Annotated in this window: 24 protein-coding genes and 1 riboswitch; of the genes, 14 read left to right on the top strand and 10 right to left on the bottom strand. The window is 54.5% G+C overall.

What is annotated here, in order from left to right:
• Window positions 1-136: 136 nt before the first annotated feature.
• On the bottom strand, window positions 137-1,369 hold the full coding sequence (gene zigA, locus DFO57_RS14690) for a zinc metallochaperone GTPase ZigA (protein ID WP_110015470.1): 1,233 nt from the start codon (window positions 1,367-1,369) through the stop codon (window positions 137-139).
• Window positions 1,370-1,586: 217 nt separating this feature from the next.
• Between zigA and DFO57_RS14685 the strand changes: the two genes are divergently transcribed.
• Genes DFO57_RS14685 through DFO57_RS14670 form a run of 4 tightly spaced genes read left to right on the top strand, consistent with a single transcriptional unit; the run spans window position 1,587 to window position 6,254 of the window.
• Complete coding sequence (locus tag DFO57_RS14685) at window positions 1,587-3,113, top strand: ABC transporter substrate-binding protein (RefSeq protein WP_105079890.1); 1,527 nt, start codon at window positions 1,587-1,589, stop codon at window positions 3,111-3,113.
• Entirely contained in the window at window positions 3,113-4,048 is a 936-nt protein-coding gene (locus DFO57_RS14680; RefSeq protein ID WP_029569636.1) for an ABC transporter permease, read from the top strand. Before DFO57_RS14685 ends, DFO57_RS14680 begins: the two co-directional genes overlap by 1 nt.
• The gene (locus DFO57_RS14675) at window positions 4,045-4,824 is read left to right on the top strand and encodes an ABC transporter permease (RefSeq protein WP_014604696.1); all 780 of its coding nucleotides are present in this window, start codon (window positions 4,045-4,047) and stop codon (window positions 4,822-4,824) included. Before DFO57_RS14680 ends, DFO57_RS14675 begins: the two co-directional genes overlap by 4 nt.
• Window positions 4,821-6,254, top strand: a complete 1,434-nt coding sequence (locus DFO57_RS14670) for an ABC transporter ATP-binding protein (protein WP_110015469.1) — start codon at window positions 4,821-4,823, stop codon at window positions 6,252-6,254. Before DFO57_RS14675 ends, DFO57_RS14670 begins: the two co-directional genes overlap by 4 nt.
• Before the next feature lie 22 nt (window positions 6,255-6,276).
• Here the strand turns inward: DFO57_RS14670 and DFO57_RS14665 are convergent, their stop codons facing one another.
• On the bottom strand, window positions 6,277-6,825 hold the full coding sequence (locus DFO57_RS14665) for a helix-turn-helix domain-containing protein (protein WP_072139186.1): 549 nt from the start codon (window positions 6,823-6,825) through the stop codon (window positions 6,277-6,279).
• A 94-nt stretch (window positions 6,826-6,919) separates the two neighbouring features.
• Between DFO57_RS14665 and DFO57_RS14660 the strand changes: the two genes are divergently transcribed.
• The 6 genes from DFO57_RS14660 to DFO57_RS14635 all read left to right on the top strand — a co-directional run bounded on the left by DFO57_RS14660 (window position 6,920) and on the right by DFO57_RS14635 (window position 11,084).
• The gene (locus tag DFO57_RS14660; protein ID WP_013028011.1) at window positions 6,920-7,591 is read left to right on the top strand and encodes an AzlC family ABC transporter permease; all 672 of its coding nucleotides are present in this window, start codon (window positions 6,920-6,922) and stop codon (window positions 7,589-7,591) included.
• Complete coding sequence (locus DFO57_RS14655) at window positions 7,588-7,908, top strand: AzlD domain-containing protein (RefSeq protein WP_064374308.1); 321 nt, start codon at window positions 7,588-7,590, stop codon at window positions 7,906-7,908. The genes DFO57_RS14660 and DFO57_RS14655 overlap by 4 nt, the downstream gene beginning before the upstream one ends.
• Window positions 7,909-7,966: 58 nt before the next feature.
• Window positions 7,967-8,086, top strand: a riboswitch (TPP riboswitch).
• Between the two features lie 138 nt (window positions 8,087-8,224).
• Window positions 8,225-9,157 (top strand): FAD-dependent oxidoreductase, encoded by a 933-nt coding sequence (locus tag DFO57_RS14650; protein WP_110015468.1) that lies wholly within the window; start codon window positions 8,225-8,227, stop codon window positions 9,155-9,157.
• On the top strand, window positions 9,154-9,351 hold the full coding sequence (gene thiS / locus DFO57_RS14645; protein ID WP_014598218.1) for a sulfur carrier protein ThiS: 198 nt from the start codon (window positions 9,154-9,156) through the stop codon (window positions 9,349-9,351). The genes DFO57_RS14650 and thiS overlap by 4 nt, the downstream gene beginning before the upstream one ends.
• 2 nt (window positions 9,352-9,353) lie before the next feature.
• Complete coding sequence (locus tag DFO57_RS14640) at window positions 9,354-10,112, top strand: thiazole synthase (RefSeq protein WP_013028007.1); 759 nt, start codon at window positions 9,354-9,356, stop codon at window positions 10,110-10,112.
• Window positions 10,113-10,121: 9 nt separating this feature from the next.
• Window positions 10,122-11,084: a HesA/MoeB/ThiF family protein gene (locus DFO57_RS14635; RefSeq protein WP_014333265.1), complete on the top strand. Its 963-nt coding sequence runs from the start codon at window positions 10,122-10,124 to the stop codon at window positions 11,082-11,084.
• A 13-nt stretch (window positions 11,085-11,097) separates the two neighbouring features.
• On the opposite strand, the gene DFO57_RS14630 is transcribed toward DFO57_RS14635, so the two are convergent.
• From DFO57_RS14630 to DFO57_RS14620, 3 genes are read right to left on the bottom strand one after another with little or no spacing between them, the layout of a single operon-like run.
• Window positions 11,098-11,565, bottom strand: a complete 468-nt coding sequence (locus tag DFO57_RS14630; RefSeq protein ID WP_014333264.1) for a GNAT family N-acetyltransferase — start codon at window positions 11,563-11,565, stop codon at window positions 11,098-11,100.
• A gap of 49 nt (window positions 11,566-11,614) precedes the next feature.
• A complete protein-coding gene (locus tag DFO57_RS14625; protein WP_110015467.1) occupies window positions 11,615-12,217 on the bottom strand; it encodes a LysE family translocator in 603 nt (200 codons plus the stop codon).
• A 53-nt stretch (window positions 12,218-12,270) separates the two neighbouring features.
• Window positions 12,271-12,645 carry a VOC family protein gene (locus tag DFO57_RS14620; protein ID WP_110015466.1) on the bottom strand — a complete coding sequence of 125 codons (375 nt, stop codon included), beginning with the start codon at window positions 12,643-12,645 and terminating at the stop codon, window positions 12,271-12,273.
• Window positions 12,646-12,711: 66 nt separating this feature from the next.
• Between DFO57_RS14620 and DFO57_RS14615 the strand changes: the two genes are divergently transcribed.
• Window positions 12,712-13,125, top strand: a complete 414-nt coding sequence (locus tag DFO57_RS14615) for an SgcJ/EcaC family oxidoreductase (protein WP_014333262.1) — start codon at window positions 12,712-12,714, stop codon at window positions 13,123-13,125.
• Window positions 13,126-13,187: 62 nt separating this feature from the next.
• Here DFO57_RS14615 and DFO57_RS14610 read toward each other — a convergent pair whose 3' ends face one another.
• Both DFO57_RS14610 and DFO57_RS14605 read right to left on the bottom strand, forming a co-directional pair.
• Window positions 13,188-13,601, bottom strand: a complete 414-nt coding sequence (locus DFO57_RS14610) for an ASCH domain-containing protein (RefSeq protein ID WP_019105889.1) — start codon at window positions 13,599-13,601, stop codon at window positions 13,188-13,190.
• Between the two features lie 53 nt (window positions 13,602-13,654).
• Window positions 13,655-14,206: a thioredoxin domain-containing protein gene (locus DFO57_RS14605; protein WP_110015465.1), complete on the bottom strand. Its 552-nt coding sequence runs from the start codon at window positions 14,204-14,206 to the stop codon at window positions 13,655-13,657.
• Window positions 14,207-14,561: 355 nt separating this feature from the next.
• Here DFO57_RS14605 and DFO57_RS14600 point away from each other — a divergent pair, with 355 nt between their 5' ends.
• From DFO57_RS14600 to DFO57_RS14590, 3 genes are all read left to right on the top strand, one after another.
• Window positions 14,562-15,146: a flavin reductase family protein gene (locus DFO57_RS14600; RefSeq protein WP_110015464.1), complete on the top strand. Its 585-nt coding sequence runs from the start codon at window positions 14,562-14,564 to the stop codon at window positions 15,144-15,146.
• Window positions 15,147-15,158: 12 nt separating this feature from the next.
• Window positions 15,159-16,175 (top strand): NAD(P)-dependent alcohol dehydrogenase, encoded by a 1,017-nt coding sequence (locus DFO57_RS14595; protein WP_014333258.1) that lies wholly within the window; start codon window positions 15,159-15,161, stop codon window positions 16,173-16,175.
• Window positions 16,176-16,287: 112 nt separating this feature from the next.
• Complete coding sequence (locus tag DFO57_RS14590) at window positions 16,288-16,815, top strand: sterol desaturase family protein (protein WP_013027996.1); 528 nt, start codon at window positions 16,288-16,290, stop codon at window positions 16,813-16,815.
• Here DFO57_RS14590 and crtB read toward each other — a convergent pair.
• The 3 genes from crtB to crtY all read right to left on the bottom strand — a co-directional run.
• Window positions 16,754-17,683: a 15-cis-phytoene synthase CrtB gene (gene crtB / locus DFO57_RS14585; RefSeq protein ID WP_110015463.1), complete on the bottom strand. Its 930-nt coding sequence runs from the start codon at window positions 17,681-17,683 to the stop codon at window positions 16,754-16,756. The genes DFO57_RS14590 and crtB overlap by 62 nt on opposite strands.
• Complete coding sequence (locus DFO57_RS14580) at window positions 17,680-19,158, bottom strand: phytoene desaturase (protein ID WP_110015462.1); 1,479 nt, start codon at window positions 19,156-19,158, stop codon at window positions 17,680-17,682. Before DFO57_RS14580 ends, crtB begins: the two co-directional genes overlap by 4 nt.
• Window positions 19,159-19,169: 11 nt before the next feature.
• A partial coding sequence (crtY, locus tag DFO57_RS14575; protein WP_110015461.1) for a lycopene beta-cyclase CrtY occupies window positions 19,170-19,663 on the bottom strand: 494 nt, incomplete at its 5' end.

The raw sequence follows: 19,663 nt of genomic DNA, 5'->3' as shown, positions 1-19,663 counted from the left end.
GTTCTGGCTTCTGGCGACAACAACAATAAAACAGGCGCATGACAATGCGCCTGTTTCTTATCACTTTCAGCCTTCATGAAGAACAGACAAACGGGTTTTCTATTGCGAATCAAAGGGTGCACTCAGGATATAACGATCAGGAATCAGCATCACCAAACCAGCCCGGCATGGGATCCGGAAGCGTTACCCAGTATTCGGGGCCCTGAGCCATTTCAAGCGGCGTTAACAGCGCAGCGTCAAGCGCGCTGCGCACCTGATCTTCATCCATTTCAATGCCGATAAAAACCAGTTCCTGTCGGGCATCGCCAGTCCCATCCAGCCAGTTCTCAGCAATAAAATTCAGAGACTCACTGTCTCTGGGCCATTTGTCCCGCGGAATGCTGGCCCACCAGCTCCCGGCATAACCATGCTGTGCGACCGCGCCGGCCTGTGACCACATCGCCGCATATTCCGGGCGGCTGGCCAGCCAGAAATAGCCTTTCGAGCGAATGACGCCATCAAGCTGGTGGTTAACAGCATGCCAGAAACGTTCTGGATGAAAAGGGCGCCTGGCACGGTAAACAAAACTGCGAATACCATACTCTTCTGTTTCAGGCTGATGCTCGCCGCGCAGCTCTTTCAGCCAACCCGGTGCCTGTGCAGCCTGATCAAAGTCAAACAGACCGGTATCCAGTACCTGATCAAGGGGAACGTTACCAAAGTGGCTGGTGATGATACGCGCTCGTGGATTCAGCGAATGTAACATCGCTTTAAGCGTCCGTTGCTCATCCTCCGTGATGAGGTCAGTCTTATTAACCACCAGCACATCACAGAATTCGATTTGATCGACCAGAAGATCGACGACAGATCGTTCATCTTCTGCCCCAAGAGATTCTCCTCGTGCCTGAAGCGAGTCGACCGAACGGTAATCCTGAAGAAAGTTATACCCATCTACGACGGTGACCATGGTATCTAACCGCGCAATAGTGGATAAACTCTCCCCGTCCTCATCGGCGAAGGTGAAGGTTTCTGCAACCGGAAGCGGCTCAGAGATGCCGGTCGATTCTATGACAAGATGATCAAAGCGGCCTTCCTGCGCCAGCCGTTTGACCTCCAGTAACAGGTCTTCACGAAGGGTGCAGCATATGCAGCCATTGCTCATTTCCACCAGCTTTTCATCGGTACGAGAGAGTTCAGCTCCGCCATTACGCACCAACGCCGCATCAATGTTGACTTCAGACATATCGTTAACAATCACTGCAATGCGTCGACCCTCGCGATTATTAAGAATGTGATTTAGCAGTGTCGTTTTACCTGCGCCGAGAAATCCTGACAGTACAGAAACAGGCAAGCGGGGATCGGATGAGTCCGGTAAGGAATGAAGCGCCATGAGAAATCCTTAAAATCAGTGTCATTTAATATGTTATAACATAACAAAATGGCGGTGATTTTCAACACTGTTTGTCAGGAATAGCAAAACACAGGATCGTGAAACTGCTGAGTGCCTATCCCGTTTTCGTCTCGACATGTTCAGATGGGTTTTGCTTTGAATTGATATGTTATAACATAATATTTATGGGTAACATTATGTGGTTAAAAGACATATTATGAAACAACTTAAGTACCTCCTTCACAGCACGCTTGCGTGCCTGTTATTTGCCTCCTTGAGTGCCGGTGCTGCCGAAACAAAACCGGTCCGTATTGCCGCCCCATTTGAAATTAAGGGTGCCGATCCCGCTCTTTCGGGTGATATTTTACTTCGCATGGATGTGGTGGAAACGCTGGTGGAGACGGATGCTAAAGGAGCCCCTGTTCCAGCGCTGGCAGAGAGCTGGCAGGCTTCTCCGGATGGTCTGCAATGGCGCTTTACACTGCGTCCAGGCGCCCATTTTCACGACGGTTCCCCTGTTACTGCTGAAAGCGTGGTGAAATCACTTAACATCGCCCGCGGTAAGCCGGGCTTGCTGGATAAGGCACCGATAACGTCGATTGTGGGTGAAGATCGACAGGTCACCATTACACTCAGTGAACCTTTTACACCGCTACTGGCGGTGCTGGCAGAAAGTCGTTCACAAATTCTGGCGCTGGCATCATGGGATAGCACGAACGCTGTCACGCGGATCATTGGAAGCGGTCCGTTTCAGCTGGTAAGTTTCCAGCCGCCTCAGGCGCTGAGCGTAAAGAGATTTGAGGGTTACTGGGGGAAAAAACCGGCCATCGCTGGCGCTGAATTTTTATCTGCGGGACGCGCTGAAACACGCGCACTGCTGGCTGAAAGCGGAGACGCCGATTATGTTTTTAACCTTGATGCCGCCAGTCGGCAGCGCCTGTCACATAAAAAATCTCTGCAGCTGCTTACCGTTTCCGTTCCACGAACGGTGATGCTCAAACTGAATCTGGCACATCCCTTTCTCAGCGACCACACCACGCGCGAGGCGTTAAGCCTTGCGATTAACCGGAGTGCGCTTGCTAATGCGGTTTTGCGCTATCCGGGGGCGGCGACACAGATGTTCCCGCCTTCGATGGCCGAGTGGCACAATCCGGCATTGCCCACGCTGGATTACTCACCACAGCATGCAACAGCATTGCTTACGCAGTCAGGCTGGCAAGCCGGTCAGGATGGGATACTGATCCGTAATGGACAGCGTTTTACGCTCACGCTGCTGACCTATCCGGACCGTCCTGAATTGCCGCTCATCGCGATGGTGATCCAACAGCAGCTGCGTCAGATTGGAATCGATGTCGTCATTAATTCAACTAACTCCAGTGAAATCCCCGCTCGTCATCACGACGGGAGCCTGCAGATGGCGCTGTTCGCCCGTAATTTTGCCTTAACGCCCGATCCCACCGGTACGCTGCTTCAGGATTATGGCCCTCAAGGCGGTGACTGGGGAGCAATGAACTGGCACGACAAGGCCTTTAACGAGGCGCTCGGTACGCTATCGCAGAGTCATGATCCTGCGGTGCGACAAAAGGCCAGAGAGGTCATTACTACGGCTTTCCAGCGCGATTTGCCGGTTATTCCCATCGCCTGGTATCAGCAGTCAGCGGCAGTTAATGCCAGCCTCACCTCGGTCACGCTGGATCCGTTTGAACGCCATTTTGGCCTGCGTGATATGCAATGGGTGAAATGATGCTTAAACAACTCAGCTGGCGCCTTTGTCAGGCCGCCTTCGTCATTCTCGCGGTCGGGATCTTAACGTTTGTTCTGGTACAGGCATTACCGGGTGATATGGCCTGGCGTATCGCATCGGGACGTTATGGTTATGATAGGGTCGATCTGGCAGCGGTAGCCCAGGTAAAACAGCAACTGGCGGATATGACCGCCCAGGGAAGTGCGCTGGGGCAGTGGATGTGGGATCTGCTGCGCTTCAACTTTGGCCGTTCACTGGTATCGGGTGAGCCTGTCAGTGGCGAACTGGTCTGGCAATTGAAACAAACGTTCGCCCTTGCCGGCTTTTCTCTGTTACTGACCCTGCTGCTGATTATTCCACTCGGGATTTGGGCAGGCTGTCATCCCGGCCGTTTCCTGGACCGGGCCGTTAACGGCGCTGCCGCCATTCTCAAATCGGTTCCGCATTTTGCTCTTGGCCTGCTGCTTATCGTTTTGTTTGCGCTGCGTCTGGACTGGCTGCCCAGTGCCGGGCAGGGGAACTGGCGACATTTCATCCTGCCGTCAGTGACGCTGGCGCTGCCGCTAAGTGCCGTGGGCGCTCGGGTCGTACGTGAGGCGACATTCCAGGCTGTAACGGCCAGCTGGTATCGCTGGGGGGCACAAAAGGGTCTCTCTCAACCGCGTCTTTTCTGGCGTCACGCCCTGCGTAATCTCAGCGTTTCGGTCGTGACCTGGCTCGGCATGCAGTTCGTCTGGCTGGTGGAAGGCGTGGTGGTGGTGGAAACGCTGTTTGCCTGGCCAGGCATTGGCCATGCGCTGGTCCATGCGATTTTTGCCCGGGACGTGCCCGTGATACAGGCCAGCGCAATGGTACTGGGGCTGACGTTTGTCACCCTGAACATGCTGGTCGATGGTTTGTGCTATGTGTTGGATCCAAGGGGGAAACGCATATGACCTTTCGTCAAAAAACAGGTCTGGCAATTATTCTGGCGTTGCTCGCGTTTGCCTGGCTGGTGCCGCTATTCGGGGCTGGGGATCCTGTGCAGCAGGACCTGTTGCAGATGTTACAGCTTCCCTCTGGGCAGGCCTGGTTGGGCTATGACCATCTTGGCCGCTCAATGCTGGCCCGGTTAAGTGCGGCACTCAGGTTATCACTGGGCCTGGCAGCGATATGCGTTATCACGGCACTGATAATGGGCACGCTGGCGGGGATCATGAGTGCCTGGCGCGGCGGTTGGGTGGACAAGGTGTGCAACGTATTAGCGGATATGTGCCTTGCGCTTCCCGGTCTGCTGCTGGTGCTGTTGTTAGCGGCTATCTCACCTGACTCGCCAGAAATGTTGTGGCTGGGGATTTCACTGGTGCTGTGGGTCGAGTTTTTCCGCGTGACGCGAGCCACCCTGCGACCCGTTGTTACGTCTCCCGCCGTCCAGTCCTCTTCACTGCTCGGTTTCTCGATACGCTATCTGTTTCGCAGACACTTATGGCCAGCCATGGCGCCCTTGTTGCTGACGTTAACGGTCTATGCGTTTAGCAGTGCCGTTATGGCGGTGTCCGCATTGGGATTCATCAGCGTGGGGGTTCGCCCACCGACACCAGAACTGGGGCTGATGATGACAGAACTTTTTCCCTATGCCTGGGAAGCGCCCTGGCTTCTACTCCAGCCCGTGCTGGTGCTTTTTTTGTTACTGACTGGCATGAATTTATTAGTGAATAAGGATCGGATATGACGGGCATAGTAATTAAACAGGTCGCCGTTTACGCCGAAGACTCCATCGTCGAGCCCGTGAGCATGGTCATTCAGCCGGGCAAACCCATGACGCTGGTGGGCGAAACCGGATCGGGAAAAAGTCTGTTCGCCCAGGCCATCATGGGGGCGTTACCAGAAGGACTCCGTGCCACAGGCACGGTTGAGATTGACGGACAACGTTATGATCTCCAAACCGATCTGGCCCGTCTTCGCGCTCAGTGGGGGCATCGCATCGCGTCTTTGCCCCAGGAACCCGGGCTGGCGCTCGATCCAACAATGCGTGTCAGCGCTCAGGTCATGGAAGGTTACCGGTACGTGCGGGGCTTAGCCAGGAGGGATGCACAACAGGCCGCGGCACAGGCACTCGACCAACTGGGGCTTGCGCATGCCTCTGCGCGTTTTCCCTGGCAGCTTTCAGGGGGAATGGCCCAGCGGGTTTGCTTCGCGGCTGCTCGCGCGGGGGGCGCGACGCTGCTGATTGCAGACGAGCCGACTAAAGGGCTGGACGTCGCGCGGCGGGATGAAATGGGTAACCTGTTAAATACGGCGGTGGCTCAGGGTGAAACCTTGCTGACGATCACGCACGACATTGCACTGGCCCGGCAGTTAGGTGGTGAGGTCATGGTGATGCATAAAGGCAAAGTCGTTGAGCAGGGCAGCGCCGGGCAGGTGTTATACCGTCCACAAGCGCCTTACACCCAACTGCTGTTGGCGGCCGATCCTGAGGCCTGGGCGCCAGGCTCGCGAGTACCCTGTGATGAAACCATCGTGTTACAGACAGAGGGCCTTTCTCTGAAACGGTCAGGGAAGCAACTGTTTCACAATGCCTCGCTAATCTTCCGGGCCGGTGAAATCGTGGGGCTTTATGGCGAAAGCGGCTGCGGTAAAAGTAGCCTGGGGGATACGCTATGCGGTTTGATAACGCCCGATTCGGGCAAGGTCGTGCGTCCAGGGGCTGCCAGTAGGTTACGTTACCAAAAACTTTATCAGGATCCCTCAGCCATATTTCCACCTGACATCGCGATGGCCAGAGTTATCGATGATGTTCTGCGGCTGCACCACGCCACGGTGAAACGACGTGATGAACTGATGGCACAACTGGGATTAGCGCACGCGTTGCTGAACCGTCCGGCTTCAGGTTTGTCAGGCGGCGAGCTTCAGCGCTTTTCACTGCTCAGGGTGATGTTACTGGACCCTGTGTTTTTATTCGCGGATGAGCCGACGTCGCGCCTGGATCCTGTCGTTCAGCAGCAGACGCTGGCGTTGATTAGCGAACTGGCCACACAGCAACGCTGCGCCATTTTGCTGGTCAGCCACGATCTCGCCTTACTGGAGAAAAGCGCGCATCGTGTTATCTCACTGGCCTCCCTCAGCCAGAGCGGCGCAATAGCCCAGGAAGTCTGTGTTTAACCGAAGGCAGGGAAACCTGCCTTCACACATGCTCCATGACCAGCACAGCCAGCGTATCTGGCTCAAGCGCACGAAAAATATGCTCAGTGTCGCCCGGGTAGCTGATGTAATCGCCTACCTCAAGCTCAACGGGTGAATCAACCGGCCCAACCTCTGCGCGCCCTTGCGTCAAAATTAAATGTTCGATGGTATTCGGTGAATGCGGCTGTGAGCAGCGTTCGCTGCCGGGCTGTATGTGCAGCAGATAGATATCCCGTCGCGCGCCCGGTGGACAGGTTGCCAGTAAGACGGCTTTGTAATCAGCCTGCTCAGCAGCCACCGCGGGGCCTTCTCCGCGGCGAATAACCTGTAACCGGTTCGTTTCCGGCTCCATCAGGCGTGCAAATGGAATATTGAGCGCGACACACAGCGACCACAACGTCTCAATACCCGGATTGCCGTTACCGGCTTCAAGCTGAGACAGGGTCGATTTTGCAATCCCCGCCCGGCGAGCAACTTCAGCCAGCGTCAGGCCGGCACGCAGGCGTTCTCTTACTAAACCTCGGGCAATGATATCAATGGGCGTGCTCATCACTTTTCCTGTTCGTTAAAATGAACGTATCGTTCGTCTTGTAATGCATATCCGATGTTCATTATAATGGATTTATCGTTCGTTATGGGATTCGATGTTGATGCTGGCAAAAAAATTCACGCTGGATAAAGGCGTTATAAAAGCAATTTTTCTGGTCTGTATCGCAGATGGCATTGTCGGCCTGTCTTACGGGTCGCTCGCCACTGCTGATGGCTTTCCGTTTTGGGTACCGCTGGCGTTATCAACGCTGGTGCTGGCTGGCGCATCGGAATTCTTATTTATTGGCATCGTTGCCGGCGGTGGCAGTCCGTTAACCGCGGCGGCGGCAGGTTTGCTGGTCAACGCCCGCCATCTTCCCTTTGGCATTGCGGTTAAAGACTTAGTGGGCAGAGGCTGGCGGGGGGCGCTCGGCTGTCACATTATGAACGATGAAAGTGTGGTGTTCGGCATCTCTCAGCCGCAGCTGGCTCAACGCCGCAGTGCGTTTTGGCTGTGCGGCATCGGTATCGGATTGATCTGGCCGTTCACCGTCATGCTCGGGGCCGCGATTGGCCAGTTTATCCCGAATATTTCCGTTATCGGTCTGGATGCCGTGTTTCCCGCCATTCTTATCGCACTCATCTTCCCGGCGTTACGCAAACCCCGAACCCGCATTCCTGCTGCTACCGGCGCCGTGCTGTCGCTGGCGGTCACGCCATTTGTTCCAGCAGGGATGCCTGTTCTGTTTTCGTTGTTAGGGCTGCTTACGTGGAGATCGCGTAAATGAATCATCCGATGATAATTGCAGGTATTGCCTTGCTGGCTGCCGGAACCTATGCCATTCGTTATGCGGGCGTCAAACTGGGTAACCGGTTGCCTGTCAGTGAGCGCACGCAAAATGTGTTATCCGATGCGGCCACGGTACTGTTACTGGCCGTTGCAGCCACCACCACGTTGTTCGAAGGTCAGCATTTTGCCGGGATGGCAAGGCTGCTGGGCGTGTCGTTTGCCATTATTCTCGCCTGGCGCAGGGCGCCGCTGATCGTCATCATTTTGGGCGCAGCCTGTATGACCGCTCTGCTGCGTTACCTGAATGTGCCTTAGTCGCTAACGACAAATTGCTGCATCAGCCTTGACGTAAGGCGCGGCTTAAAATAAAACTAGAACCCGTCAGGGGAGTCTCGCCAAAGAGACTGAGAGGCTAATAGCGCAATGCGCGGCTTAGCGACCCTTAGAACCTGACCCAGTTGATACTGGCGTAGGAAGACGGGTATCTTTGCCACAGGCAGATACTTGCCGCAGAGTCTGCTTTTGCCGGGCTCATGCTTTTTCCCTTCTTGTATCACGGGTCTCTGACTGTTAACAGAGAGGCCAAAGTGAAAATCCTGTTTCTGATGTTACCCTGTCAGGTTGGCTGGCAATGAGCCGCTGGTCAGTGCTCGGCAGCGGCGTGTCCGGATTGTGTATCGCCACGCTACTGGCGGAGCAGGGTGAACCTGTCGAAATCATTACCTTACCGGACTGCCGCGCGGCATCGCACTGGGCTGGCGGTATGCTGGCGCCCTGGTGCGAAGCGGAAAGTGCGCCACAGCAGGTCGTTGACTGGGGTCAGTATGCTGCGGCATGGTGGTCGGCCCGGGTCAGCGGCGTGGAACAGCAGGGTACCCTGGTGATTGCGCCCCCGCGCGACAGTGCTGAGTTAACGCGTTTCGCTAACATGACCTCATCACATCAGTGGGTGACGCCAGCAGAGATTGAACCTGCGCTGGAAGACCGTTTTGCCCGTGGCTTGTTCTTTGCCGCAGAAGGTCATCTTGATCCCCGGCTGGCAATGCAACAATTACAAACGCGTTTACTGAATGCGGGTGTCCGGTTTCACCCGGGTAAACCCAGCGGGAAAATTATCGATTGCCGGGGTATTCATGCCCGGCAATCCCAACCGGAATTGCGTGCCGTGCGCGGTGAAATGGTTATTCTCCACACCGACGAAATAACGTTTTCCCGTCCTGTTCGCCTGCTGCACCCGCGTTTTCCCTGTTATCTGGTGCCCAGGGCTCAGGGGCATTTTATGCTGGGCGCGACCATGGTCGAAAGCCAGGATGACAGCCCAATCAGCGCGCGCGCTATGATGGAACTGTTAAGCGCAGCCTACAGCATCCATCCCGCCCTCGCCGAAGCACGCATTATTGAAAGCGGCACAGGTTTGCGTCCGGCTTACCGCCACAATCTGCCCGAAGTGCGTTATGAAAATGGCATTTTTTCCATTAACGGCATGTACCGTCACGGCTTCCTGCTGGCCCCGATGATGGCCGAGAAGCTTATGCAACAACTGACGTCCAAGGGAGTGCGATGAAAATAGAACTGAACGGCATTGCTATTGAAACCGAAGCCCGCACGCTGGCTGAATTACTCGTGGAACAACATATCGATGCTGGCTGTGTCGCCAGTGCCGTGAACGGCGAATTTGTTCCCCGGGAGCGTTATTCCTCAGAGCCGCTTGTGGCGGGTTGTCGTCTTGAAGTGTTATCGCCGATGCAGGGAGGCTAACGATGTTTTATGACTTTAGCGGACAGTCACGTTTTTTACTGGGTACTGCAGGTTATCCCTCGCCGGATATTCTGCAACAGGCCGTTGGCGCATCCGGCGCCGAGATTATTACGGTGAGTCTGCGTCGTGAAGGAAGCCAGGGCGGAGCCTTTCGCGATCTCCTGAAAACCTTAAATAAACGCGTTTTACCCAATACCGCAGGCTGCCACACGGTGAAAGAAGCCGTGACGACTGCGCATATGGCGCGGGAATTGTTTGCCACGTCCTGGATCAAGCTTGAGGTGATCGGTCATGCCGATACCTTACAGCCCGATCCCTTTGCCCTCGTCGAAGCAGCACGTATTTTGTGTGCAGAGGGTTTCCACGTTTTCCCTTACACCACAGAAGATCTGATTGTGGGCGAGAAACTGCTGGACGCGGGCTGTGAAGTGCTGATGCCGTGGGGGGCGCCTATCGGCTCAGGCCAGGGATTACGCAATATCGAGGGCTTACGGACGATGCGTGCCTGGTTTAAGGACGTTCCACTGATTATTGATGCCGGGATCGGTGCGCCGAGCCAGGCGGCTCAGGCGATGGAATTGGGGTTTGATGCTGTGCTGTTGAATACCGCCGTGGCGAAATCCAGCGATCCGGTTCGCATGGCTGGCGCATTTGCGCGCGCCATTGAAGCGGGATATCAGGCACGTCAGGCTGGCATGATGGAGCGTCGCGACATGGCTGCCGCCTCTACGCCCGTTTTCGGGCTGGCGCAATTTCGCTAAGGAGCAGATATGGCACGTTATCAACGACAGACAATGCTGCCAGAAGTGGGCGAGCAGGGGCAGCAGGCTTTGTCCGCTGCCCGCGTCTTAGTGGTTGGCGCGGGTGGACTGGCTTCCACGTTATTACCGCTCCTGGCGGGCGCTGGCATCGGTTATATCCGGCTCTATGACGACGACGTCGTGGCGCTGCATAACCTGCATCGTCAGACGCTATTTACGACTGCCGATATTGGCGAGCCGAAGGTGTTTTGCGCCCAACGTGCGCTGGCACAGCGTAATCCTGATACGGTGGTTGAAGCACATCCCGTAGCGTTACAGGCAAGTCGTATTGAAGAAGCACTGGTGGATATTGATTTGGTTATCGACGCTGCGGATAACTTCGCGGTGACTTATCTGCTTTCCGACAGCTGCTTTGCCCGTAACCTACCGCTGGTTTGCGCTTCGGTGCTGGGGCGACAGGGTTATGCAGGCAGTTTTTGCGGCGGCGCGCCCAGCTATCGCGCACTGTTCCCACAATTACCCAAAGCCTCAGGTAACTGTAACACCGCAGGCGTGCTGGGCCCGGCGGTTGCCACCCTTGGCGCCTTACAGGCGCAGATGGCGCTCAGCATTCTGTTGCACCTGTCGCCCTCACCACTGGGCTGCATGATCAACTGTGATTTTGTCTCATGGCAACTGCGTCAGTTCCGGTTCGATAATGCGCCTGAGCCCAAAAAGGCCGGCATCCCGTTTATCGATCCTGCTTTGCTGACCCCCGATGACTGTGTGGTGGATCTACGGGGGACAGAGGAAGCACCTGTCAGTGTCAGCCAGTATGCACAGCGGATATTGCCACAGCACATTGCCGGCTGGCAGCCGCCCGCGGATAAACGCATTGTTCTGGTCTGTGCCAGCGGCATGCGTGCTGCTCAGGTCGCGTTGGCCCTGGAGGCACGTGGCTGCCAGCGGCTGGCGATTATTGCAGATCGGTAATACAGGCGGCTGATCACGTCTGGGCATCGCGGTTGGCCTGATAAATATCGGGCCGGGTGATTGTCCAGGCATAGTCGGGTTTGTTTACCGGCTGGTAGCCAAATTTTTGATATAACCAGGGCGCGGTTGAGGTGAAGAGCAACAGCCGGCGCAATGTGTTAACCACGGGATGTGACTGACAGCATTCGATCAGCCATCCGCCCAGTCCTTTGCCCTGGCATTCTTCAAGTACATAGACATCGCACAGGTACGCAAAGGTCGCGTAATCAGTAATGAATCGCGCAAAGCCAATCTGCTGCTGCTGATGAAAAAGCCCAAAATTCAGGCTGTTTTCAATTGACCGCGCGACCGTGGCGTAATCAATTCCCGCTGCCCAACTTGAACGGGTGAGGTAACGGTGTATTGCCCCGATATCCATCTGCGACTTATCCGTCGTAACGGCATACTCGCCGTTATGCCAGTGCTGAACAGGTGCCATCATTTTTCCCGTATTCCTTGTTTAAGTATGAGAGTCGGTGGCGAAAGACCTGTCAGGCGTTAAGAGTGCGTACGACAATGCCGATAAGCAGTAATCCACCACCGATATTGACGTAGCGTTTCAGCGCGACAGGATTGATTTTTTGCGCCGAGAAGACCAGCGCCTGGCTGAAGAGCGCTAACCACAGGCTCATCACGACAATGTGCACTGTTGCCAGCGTCAGAAAGGCATCAATACCGGCCCTGTCGCCAACAAACTGTGAAACCACCGTCAGGTAAAACAGGATAGCTTTGGGGTTAGCGACATTAGCCAGCCACGCACCTTTAACGGTAATTGCGCTACCCGTTGTCTTAAGCACGAATGCCGTGGTCCTGACGCCAGTGATAAATAAAAGGCCGCCCAGCCAGAACAGGTAAAGTACGCCAGCTATTTTTAACAGGGCAAACAGCGCGGGGGACGCAACCAGCGCTGTCGACAGGCCCAGACCGATCAGCAAAGCATGCGTATAAATACCCAGCGCGGTACCAAGCAACGTTTTCACCAGCCCCCTGCGGCCAGCCGTAAGCGCGCTGTTCATCGCCAGCGTGAAACTCGCGCCGGGAGAAAGGGCAATCGGTAGAAGCGCAGGCAGAAACCCTGTCAGGTTAATCTCCATCCGCCACCGGCTTTTGGGAGCGCTTCAAGGCGCACACCAAATTCGTCAAAAAATTATGCCGGATTATAAAAAGCACACAGCTTATTGCCGGTTGGATCCCGCAGATAGGCGACGCATCTTCCATCCGTCTCTCTGAAATGAGGCGGTGTTTCAGCCGATGTCCCGCCGTTTTCGAGACCTTTTTGATACCAGTTGAAAACGTCTTCAGAGGAGGCCATGGTAAAGCCAATGGTACCCCCGTTGGCAAAGGTCGCGGGCTGGCCATTAATGGGCTGAGTGATAATAAAACGCTGGTGATTTTTAACGTAAAAAGGGCGACCCAGGGCATCAATGCCCTGATCTTCGCAACGGATCACAGCAAAAACAGCATCGTAGAATTTTTTAGCTTGCTCAATATTATCCGTACCAACAACCATATGGCTAAACATACATAACTCCTTTTTAACATTGATGGCGATATACTTAGCACACCCGCTATGTGTGAGGAAGAGCTGATGAATGACCATCCCGTTTTAGAGGTTGTCAGGTTATGCGACCGGGCGATATCAGCCGGTAATTATGATGCCCTGATGAAACACTATGCTGCCGATGCCAGCCTGGTTGTGAAGCCCGGAATGACCGTTACGGGTCGCGTAGCCATTCGTCGCGCCTTTGAAGCGATTGCAAATTATTTTCAGCATCAGCTGGTGGTAGAGCAGGGCAGGATGGAGGTCATTGAGGGCGCAGGCACCGCGCTGGTGATTATGGAAACTGTGCTGCGCTATCCCGATGGGCAGGGACAGTCCGTAGAAAGCACCCGCCGGGCCACCTATGTATTTCGCCTGGAAAGCGATAACCAGTGGCGCTGCACCGTGGATAACTCCTATGGCACTTCGCTACTGGATCCTGTACTGAGTGAGCAGGGCTGATTTTGGTATGCACTGCGTGATTTAGGCCGTTAATCCGGATAGCGTGCGGATTAACGGCTGATTCAGATGACTTCAATAAGCTGAAAGGTCTCAAATATCAGTTCCATTTCAGCACTGAAACCCCCGTTACGCTGAAAAAAGCGTTGATGTTCACGCTGCCAGTACTCAAGGCTCAGGTCACCTTCGCCTTCCATCATGGCCATCTCCGGCGTAACGCGATCGAAGCGTGTCACAAAGAGCCCCGTCGTCCTGATGACGCAAACCGGATTGTCCGCGCCGTTTAAGATGATGCTATAGCCGCCGGGTTGCGGTTTCACGTCATCTTCATACCAGCCTTGCAGAGAACTGCAGGTGGCGATTTTTTTGCCGGTAAGGACCAACGTGGCCAGTTCATTGGCCAGATCGGGTGAATCGCCAAACGACCAGGCCAGCGCGTCAGGGTATTTCGTTTTAATCTGTTCAAGCGTCATCGTCATATTAAGTCCTTTTACAGCAGGGCCTGAATGGCTGCTTTTGGGCAGCAAGTCTGTCAGGCCAGAATACGTTTTGCCCACTCATCAACCGTATCACCACTGCCGATATCGGGCTGCACCAGGCCATTAATCATAAAGGTGGGAGAAACATGAATACCGTTCTGGCGGGCATATTTACAGTGCCATTTGATCAGGTTTTGCAAATCAGGCCGGTCAAATGCCGCATAAGCATCGACGCCGCTGTACTCCCTGAGTCTGGCGAGAAGCTGATTAGGCGTAACGTCTCGGTTTGGACCACGACAATGGTCTGTAAACTCAAAGGCTTCCCGATGATCGGCAACGGCCTGCAGAACCGCTTTAGCCGCCGCTTTACTTTCTACCGATGCCGCGAGGATGTAGCGCACGATTACGCCAGAGTACATGTGCCAGGGCTGCGACTGAAGATGAATTTTGAGTGTCATTTTATCTTCACCAACCTGCTCTAACAGCGCATCGAATTTGTTAAACGCGCGTACAGAGAAAGGGCAGGTGGGTTCGATAAAAACCTCAAACACCTGTGGACCTTGTCCCCAGACAAGAGGTTCGACCTGTAGCTTGTCATTGTTCATAGCAACTCCCGTTACGATGGTTAAAATTCTGCTTCACTGACTGTGACAAACTTACGCTTATTCTGCCAGGTGATCCTGCCAGCAGCCGTGAATGCAGCCTGATAAGGATTAGTCTTATTTCTCATCTTTCATACCAAACCGAACTAAAATTATCCCTTCAGCGGTTCCGCTTGTCGTGCAACCTGTTTAAAATTTCAAGATTGTTAAATCATGATATTAAACACTATTTTGTCAAGCTAAGGCACAAAGCGGCAAGTTCATCTGAGATAAAAACCGCTAGAGTACCGGGTTCATCAACCTGCAAACCCGGTGTACTGGCGTTATATTGCCTGACCCAGTCATTAAGGATTTTCGAATGTCGCACTTTCGTCCTGTCGCGCTGGAACACGCAAGCCGTTTGCTGAACCACGGACCGACTATATTAATAACCAGTCGGGATAGTCAGTCACAGCGTCGCAACATCATGGCCGCAGCCTGGTCCGTTCCCGTCGAATTTTCGCCGCCGCGGGTAGCGATTATTGTGGATAAATCGACCTGGTCACGTGAGCTGATTGAAGCCAGTGGTGCATTTGGTATTTGTGTCCCTGCCGCGCAATTTGTCGATCTGGCTTATGCCGTTGGCAGCACGACCGGGCGCGATCAGGATAAATTTGCGGCTTTTAATATTCAGGCCAGCGAGAGTCAACACTTCGGTGTGCCTCTGTTGGAGGAGAGCTGTGTAGCGTGGATGGAATGCCGTCTGTTACCTGAAACCGAAGCGCAGCAGGCGTACGACACGCTGTTTGGTGAAGTGGTCACCGCTGCGGCAGACAATCGGGTTTTTTACGACGGTCGCTGGCATTTCGATGACAGCAACTCAGCGCTACACACTTTACATCATCTTGGCGGCGGTCAGTTCGTGACAGTTGCAAATACGCTGACCGCCAAAACAACGCGTTAAATGAGGTACAGAATGACAATTAAGAGTTACGCAGCCATGCAGGCGGGACAAGCACTGGAGCGTTACGACTATGATCCCGGCCCGTTAGACGCTGAAGATGTAGAAGTTGAAGTTGAATACTGCGGCGTATGCCACTCAGATCTGTCGATGATCGATAACGAATGGGGAATTTCCGCGTATCCCGTTGTTGCCGGTCATGAAGTGATTGGACGCGTGGCTGCGCTTGGCGAAAGTGCCAAAACGAAAGGCCTGAAAGTGGGACAGCGCGTGGGCATCGGCTGGACAGCCAAGAGCTGCCAGCATTGCGATCCCTGCATCAGCGGCGATCACGTCAACTGCGCCAATGGCACCACAACCACAATTGGCAACAATGGTGGCTTTGCTGACAAACTGCGCGCCAACTGGCAGTGGGTTATCCCATTACCTGAAAAGCTGGATGCGGCCACGGCCGGTCCTCTGCTGTGTGGTGGGATTACCGTCTTTAAACCCTTACTTATGCATAACATTACCGCGATGAGCCGCGTCGGCGTGATCGGTATTGGTGGTCTGGGCCACATCGCCATTAAGATTCTGCACGCGATGGGCGCAGAAGTGACGGCGTTCAGTTCTTCGGCCAATAAGAAGCAGGCTATTCTGGATATGGGCGCCGATCATGTGGTGAACAGCCGCGATCCGGAAGCTTTAAAAAGCCTGGCGGGCCAGTTTGACCTGATTATCAGCACGGTCGCCGTCGATCTCGACTGGCAACCCTACTTTGCGGCCCTGGCGCCTCGCGGTAAGTTCCATACCGTTGGTGCCGTACTGAAGCCGTTTGACGTGCCGGCTTTCAGCCTGATTTTAGGCGACCGCGCCGTGACGGGTTCTTCAACCGGTTCACCTGCGCAGCTGCGTTCACTGCTGAAGCTGGCTGGCCGTACAGATATTGCGCCGACAGTGGAGTACTTCCCGATGTCGAAAATCAACGATGCACTGGACCATGTTCGTGCAGGTAAAGCCAACTACCGTGTGGTTCTGAAAGCCGACTTCTGATCCCTGGCGCGCCTTTCTGGCGCGCCTTTTTCCCTTCCCGCCGCCAGATCGGCTAATCTCTGTTAAAATTGAATCCTTAAGCCTGCTGCCAGACGTCTCTACCGGAGAAATTATGTTGTGGATTTGGAATGCCCTGATCGTTTTCGTTACCGTGATTGGCATGGAAGTGGTTGCTGCACTGGCACACAAATACATCATGCACGGCTGGGGTTGGGGATGGCATCTTTCACATCATGAACCGCGTAAAGGTGCGTTTGAAGTTAACGATCTTTATGCCGTGGTTTTTGCTGCATTATCGATCCTGCTGATTTATCTGGGCAGTACAGGAATGTGGCCGCTCCAGTGGATTGGCGCAGGTATGACGGCGTATGGATTACTCTATTTTATGGTGCACGACGGGCTGGTGCATCAACGTTGGCCATTCCGCTATATTCCACGCAAGGGCTACCTCAAACGGTTGTATATGGCGCACCGTATGCATCACGCCGTCAGGGGCAAAGAAGGTTGTGTTTCTTTTGGCTTCCTCTATGCGCCGCCCCTGTCAAAACTTCAGGCGACGCTCCGGGAAAGACATGGCGCTAGAGCGGGCGCTGCCAGAGATGCGCAGGGCGGGGAGGATGAGCCCGCATCCGGGAAGTAAGGGCCTGACCAGAGGCGGCCAGCAGCAGCGTTAATTTTTCGGGCGTGGTCGTTGACTGCCGCTGATCCCAGGCTTGCTGACCGGCCTGTTCAACTTTGACACCTATTTTCCGGTAAACCTGCTTCGCCGCAGCGATTGCCCAGGCCGAACGCAGGGGCAACCCAGCCAGGCCCGCTGTGGCAGACAAATAGTAAGGTTCTGCTTCCTGCACCAAACGACGGGCGATACGGCTCAGCGCCTGACGGTTTTCAGGTGCCGCATAATTCTCTTTGTTCAGACCTTCATGCTCCAGCCAGCTTGCCGGCAGATAACAGCGGCCCGCATGCGCATCGTCCACAATATCGCGAGCAATATTGGTCAACTGAAATGCCAGCCCAAGGTCACAGGCGCGGTCCAGCGTGGCGTTATCCCGTACGCCCATGATTTGCGCCATCATCAAGCCGACAACGCCTGCAACGTGATAGCAATAGCGCAGCGTATCATCCAGTTGGCTGTATTGCGCTTCGCGTACATCCATGGCGAAGCCTTCCAGATGATCAAACGCGTAAGCCGGGGCGATATCATGAGCCATAGCCACTTCCTGAAAAGCCGCAAACGCCGGTTCGTGCATCTGCGATCCTGCATAGGCCTGGCGCGTTTTCATCTCAAGTTGCATCAGACGTTGTTCGGGCGTTTGTAAGGCAGGCTGCCGGGCCTGGAAGCCCAGCGTCTGGTCGTCAATAACATCGTCACAATGGCGGCACCAGGCGTAGAGCATCAGTACGCTGCGCCGGGTTTTTGCATCAAATAACTTTGAGGCTGTCGCAAAACTTTTCGAGCCAACTGCCATCGTTTCGACCGCATGATTGAGTAACGACGGATTATTCAAATCAGATCCTCCAGCATCAAACCTGCTGTCGCTTTTGCCGAGCCGATGACGCCAGGAATGCCTGCGCCGGGATGCGTGCCTGCGCCGACCAGGTAGAGATTAGTAATGGTTTTATCGCGGTTATGCGGCCGAAACCAGGCGCTCTGGGTAAGAACGGGCTCCACAGAAAAGGCTGAGCCCTGATAGGCATTAAGCTGGTCGCGAAAATCAAACGGCGTAAATATCCGGTGCGTGACCAGCTGACTCCGTAAGCCAGGCATGTAATGCTGCTCAAGGTACTCAAAAATACGGTCGCGTAGTTTTGGCCCCTCAACCGTCCAGTCGAGGTTCGCGGTGCCTAAATGCGGCACCGGCGCCAACACATAGTAACTGCCGCAACCTTCAGGCGCCAGTGACGAATCCGTGACACAGGGCGCGTGCAGATAAAGTGAGAAGTCTTCTGCGAGGCCATCATGATTAAAAATCTCGTCAATCAGTTCGCGGTAACGCGGGCCGAAACAAACCGTGTGATGCGCGAGCTGATCATGATGGTGATTCAAACCAAAATAGAGCACAAACAGAGAGTTACTCATACGCTTAGTCTGCAGTTTGTTGGACTGCTTAACCGCGGCAGGGTGCTGGCTTAACAGGTCGCGATAGGTATGAACCACATCTGCATTTGACGCGACGGCTTGCGTCAGGAACCTGCGACCGTCCTCTAAATGCACGGCTTCAATCTTGTTTCCTGTCGTTTCCATATGGCTGACTCTGGCGTTTAACACGACTTCGCCACCCAGATCCTGAAACAGCTTTATCATCCCCTGAACTAATGCGCCGGTGCCGCCACGCGGAAACCAGACGCCCCATTCACGTTCCAGCGCGTGTATCAACGTATAAATGGATGAGGTGGCGAAGGGATTGCCGCCCACCAACAGCGAGTGGAAAGAAAACGCCTGGCGCAGATGTTCATCTTCGATGTAACTGGCAACCTTACTGTAAACGCTTCTCCATGCCTGCAGTTTCGCCAGTTGAGGTGCGGCGCGAAGCATGTCTCTGAACGATAAAAAAGGGACAGTACCGAGCTTCAGATAGCCTTCTTTAAACACCGCGCGTGAATAGTCCAGAAACTGACGATAACCTTCGACATCGCGGGGATTAAACTGCTGAATCTGCGCTTCGAGCCGGGTTTGATCGTTATCGTAATTAAAGACCTTCCCTGACTCCCAACACAGGCGGTAAAACGGCGTAACCGGCAGCAGTTCGACATACTCTTTTAACTGTTTTCCTGCCAGTGCAAACAGTTCTTCAATGGCACTGGGATCGGTGATAACCGTCGGGCCTGCATCAAAGGTAAACCCCTGATCCTCGTAGACATAAGCCCGACCGCCGGGTTTATCACGTTGTTCAAGCAGTAAGACGGGGATCCCCGCAGCTTGTAGACGAATTGCCAGTGCCAGGCCACCGAAGCCTGCACCAATTACCGTAGTTGGTTTCATGTAGTCGCTCTTTAACGATGAGTCGTCATAATGGCTTGCAATGCTGCTAATACCGGAACAGGCGGCTTGCCGCTCAGAATACGTAGCCGATCGGTCAGCGTGAGTTTTCCCGCATAAAAACGGGCAATTAAATCTTCAGGTAAACCATAAAAACGCTGCATAACCCGCCAGCGTGAATCGGCGGGTCCGGCTAAAAACAGCATGCGATTCAGCATGCGGAAAAAGCGCTGCTGCTGCCAGCGCTCGCGGGCAAAATGCGTAATGGCCTGGTGAATTGAGGCCGACGTAAAGACATCAAGTGCGCTCAGGCGGTCGGCCACGGCAACCGCCAGCGGCAGTGAATAGCCGGTGGTAGGATGGAACAGACCGGCACGTAATCCACTACAGGCCAAGGGGCGCTGCTGCCAGAATGCGTCGGCATTGCCCGACAGGGTGATGGGTAAGGCGCCCTGTTCTTCACGCAGCAGTGTCTGAAGCTGCCAACCCTGTTGCGCGGCATAGTCGC

It is taken from the genome of Pantoea sp. AG702 (genome assembly GCF_003182295.1).
Taxonomy (GTDB): domain Bacteria; phylum Pseudomonadota; class Gammaproteobacteria; order Enterobacterales; family Enterobacteriaceae; genus Pantoea; species Pantoea ananatis.
Note: the sequence above shows the minus strand (reverse complement) of the source record. Positions and strands in the feature narration are given on the sequence as shown.